The 208-nt window shown below is 40.9% G+C and carries 1 protein-coding gene; it reads left to right on the top strand.

Annotated elements, in window-relative coordinates:
• Window positions 1-208 (top strand): hypothetical protein (locus tag EWU22_RS13420; protein WP_161566880.1); only part of this gene is annotated, 208 nt, incomplete at both ends.

The raw sequence follows: 208 nt of genomic DNA, 5'->3' as shown, positions 1-208 counted from the left end.
AGCTTCAGTAAATTGGTGGTAAGCTTAACGAGTCCACAGATCAATGGCACAGCCTTTACAGGCACGAATACCTTGACAGCACAAGATGCTTATGGTAATACAGTAACTAGTTTCAATGCATCAGGAACGAATGTAACAGTAACAAGTACGTTAACAGGAACGATTAGTGGTTTAGGAAGTGGAGTTGATAACGTATTGAACCAAGCAG

It is taken from the genome of Aquirufa nivalisilvae (genome assembly GCF_004307455.1).
Classification (GTDB): Bacteria; Bacteroidota; Bacteroidia; order Cytophagales; family Spirosomataceae; genus Aquirufa; species Aquirufa nivalisilvae.
The sequence above is the reverse complement of the archived record's forward strand: the minus strand, read 5'-3'. Positions and strand labels throughout refer to the sequence as shown.